Source organism: Acidovorax sp. KNOB132, from assembly GCF_057541515.1.
The window spans coordinates 1-3,123 of the sequence record NZ_BAAJYT010000345.1 but is presented as its reverse complement, the minus strand read 5'-3'; the positions used below and the strand labels follow the sequence as shown (position 1 = coordinate 3,123).

3 protein-coding genes and 1 pseudogene are annotated in these 3,123 nt (G+C 68.1%); 1 reads left to right on the top strand and 3 read right to left on the bottom strand.

Annotation, left to right across the window (positions count from 1 at the left end):
- The 3 genes and pseudogenes from AC27IO_RS22210 to AC27IO_RS22200 form a co-directional block, all read right to left on the bottom strand.
- On the bottom strand, positions 1-457 hold a 457-nt coding region (locus AC27IO_RS22210), incomplete at its 3' end, for a CorC transporter family protein (RefSeq protein ID WP_498740798.1).
- Between the two features lie 90 nt (positions 458-547).
- Positions 548-1,272, bottom strand: a pseudogene (locus AC27IO_RS22205) (GNAT family N-acetyltransferase).
- Between the two features lie 146 nt (positions 1,273-1,418).
- On the bottom strand, positions 1,419-1,901 hold the full coding sequence (locus AC27IO_RS22200) for an Lrp/AsnC family transcriptional regulator (protein WP_092745358.1): 483 nt from the start codon (positions 1,899-1,901) through the stop codon (positions 1,419-1,421).
- A 169-nt stretch (positions 1,902-2,070) separates the two neighbouring features.
- Here AC27IO_RS22200 and AC27IO_RS22195 point away from each other — a divergent pair, with 169 nt between their 5' ends.
- Positions 2,071-3,012: a lipase family alpha/beta hydrolase gene (locus tag AC27IO_RS22195; RefSeq protein WP_498740796.1), complete on the top strand. Its 942-nt coding sequence runs from the start codon at positions 2,071-2,073 to the stop codon at positions 3,010-3,012.
- Positions 3,013-3,123 lie beyond the last annotated feature (111 nt).

Genomic DNA, 3,123 nt, shown 5'->3' with positions numbered 1-3,123 from the left:
GCAGCAGGTCGTTCAGGCCCTTGCTCTCCGGCACGAAGGCCGCAGGGCGCAACAGCGCGCGGATGTTCAGCTCCGGCGCGCGCTGCAGCTTGAGCAGGTCCTTGGCCATCAGGATGCCGATGATGTTCTCGCGCTCGCCCTGATAGACGGGAAACCGCGAGTGCGCGGTGTCGATGACCTGGTGCAGCAGGGCATCGAACGGCGCCTCGATGTCGATCAGGTCCATGCGCGGGGCGGCCACCATCACGTCGCTGGCCCGCATCTCGGCCATGCGCAGCACGCGCTCGAGCATCACGCGGGCATCGGCGTTGATGATCTGGTTGTCTTCGGCTTCCGCCAGGGTGGCGATCAGCTCGTCGGTCGAATCCGGGCCGGGGTGGATGAACTCGACGAGCCGCTGCAGGAACGTGCGCTTGTCCTCTCGTTCGGACGGGCGCGCGGAATGGGGGTCGGACACGGTCTTGGAATGCAGGACGTGCGGTGGTTGATCAGGCCCTAAGGATAGCGGAAGCGCCGCGCTGGCGGCCCTGCCGGGCGCCCGGGGCCGTCATTCGGCCGACTGGTGGCGCCCGTCGCGCACGCCGCGCCGCACTTCCTGCAGCCCGGCCAGGAGCCGCCAGAACTGGCGGGCCTGCTTCTTGAAGCGGTAGTCCATCTCGGCGAACTGGTGCACCACCATCTGCGCCATGCGGGTGTCCAGGCCGCGCGCGGCAGTTGCAGGTAGGCCTCGGACTCCGAGCCGTCGCGGCGCACGGTGGCGCCGGCATTGCGCGCGATTTTCAGCATGGCGGTGTTCTCGCTCAGGGCATGGATGAACACCATGCTCACGCCCTGGTTGCGCGCATGCATCACGGCGCGATCGAACAGCCGCGCGCCGAAGCCGCGCCCCCGCGCCTGGCCCAGCACGGACACGCCGAACTCGGCGCAGCTTTGGTGCTCCGGCGAATCGGCGTAGGCGAGGTGGGCGACGGCGATGAGTTCGAGCCGCCGGTTGTAGATGCCGAAGATCTCGTCGCGCACGAAATCCAGCTGGTCCACATAGCGCTGCACCTGTTCGTCGCTGGCGGCGTAGCCGAAGCGCAGGTAGCGGTCCGCAGGCTCCAGCCGCAGCAGGTGGGCGGCGATGCGCTCGCGGTACCCGGGGCCGAGCGAGCGGATCGGCACCATGACCGGCGAGCTGCCCCGCCGGTGCGGCGGGCGGGGCGCTTCGCTGCGCAGCACAGTGCCGCCTGCATCGGGGGACGCGCGAAGCCAGTCTTGGGTGGGGATCATGATGGCGCGATTTTAGGGTTTTCCCTTATCCCTGGCCAAACTTTTTGTTGCACTGCGGCACAGCAGGCGAAGCCTCTCCGCCCCCGGACGGCGCCACCGACGGGCCCGAGGGCGCGGGCAGCTATGGATTCAAGAGCGCCTGCGCGCTACACCGGCACGGCGGTGGTGGCCTTCACGCGGTCCAGCACGAAGCTCGTCTTGCAATCCTGAACGCTGGGGTGCTTGAGCAGCGTGTCCATGATGAAGCGGCTGTAGTGCGCCATGTCGGCCACCACGACGCGCAGCAGGTAGTCCATCTCGCCTGTGAGCGCGGCGCACTCCACCACCTCGGGCCAGGTCTGCACGCTGGCGCGAAACAGGTCCATGGGGTTGCGCTTGTGGCTCTCGGTGTGCTTTTCGAGGCGCACGTTCAGGTAGGCCGTGAGGCCCAGGCCCACCGACTCGGGCCGGACCAGCGCCACGTAGCGGTCGATCACGCCACTGTCCTCCAGGCGCTTGGCGCGGCGTAGCACGGCGCTCGGCGACAGCCCCACCCGCTCTCCGATTTCGTCGTAGGTCTCGCGTCCGTTCACCTGTAAACAGCGCAAGATGGCGCGGTCGAGCTTGTCGAGTGCGTGGTCAGCGGTCATGGCGCAGGATTCTACGGATCTCAGGCACGGCTGCGAAGGTGAATTCCATCGCTGCCGAATGCACGTATGTCCCGATGTGGAAGGCTGCGCATCGTCGCAAAATCTCCAAAAAAGAACGATCGTTCTTTTTTATAAGAGAGTGTTTTCACACCACCACCGGAGACAAACCATGTTCGTTGCATTCAGCCGCCTGCTGCGCGGTTTCGCTTTCGTCCTGGCCGCGTTCGCATTGCAGGGCTTGCAGGGCGCCAGCGCCCAGTCCGGCTACGCGCAGACCCGCTACCCCATCGTTTTGGTGCACGGCCTGTTCGGATTCGATTCCGCGCTGGGCGTGGATTACTTCTACCGAATTCCGCAGGCGCTGCAGCGCGATGGCGCCCGCGTGTTCGTGGCGCAGGTATCGGCGGCCAACAGCACCGAGGTGCGGGGCGAGCAGTTGCTGGCCCAGGTGAAGAACATCCGGGCGCTCACGGGCGCCGAGAAGGTCCACCTGATCGGCCATTCGCATGGCGGCCCGACGGCGCGGTACGTCGCCGGGGTGGCGCCGCAGTGGGTGGCGTCGGTCACCTCCGTGGGCGGCGTCAACCGCGGTTCGCGCGTGGCGGACGTGGTGCGCGGGGTCGCGCCCAAGGGCAGCGTGAGTGAGGCGGTGGCCAGCCAGGCGGCTTCGGCGCTGGTGGCGCTCATCAATCTGTCGTCAGGCGGCAGCGGCCTGCCGCAGATGCCGACCGCGGCGCTGGATTCGCTCACCACCGAGGGTTCGGCGCGCTTCAACCAGCGCTTCGGCGCGGGCGTGCCCACCAGCGGCTGCGGCGACGGGGCCGATCTGGTCAACGGCGTGCGCTACTACTCGTGGACCGGCGTGCGCACGGTCACCAACGTGCTCGATGCCAGCGACGCCCTGCTCGCCACGACCGGGCTGGTGTTCAACGAGGCCAACGACGGCCTGGTGTCGGCCTGCTCGGCACGCCTGGGCAAACACCTGGGCGACTACCGCCAGAACCATCTGGACGAGGTCAACCAGTTGCTCGGCCTGCGGGACTGGCTGTCGGTGGCCCCGGTCACGCTGTACCTGGACCAGGCCAACCGCCTCAAGAAAGTAGGCCTGTGACAAGCCGGCCGATAGCGCACCCGCCTGTGGCACGCATCCCCGGCGCGGCACTGGCGGCGTGCGGCATCGCCGCGGCCGCCGCCCTGCTCTGGTGGGCCACGGGCGGCCCGG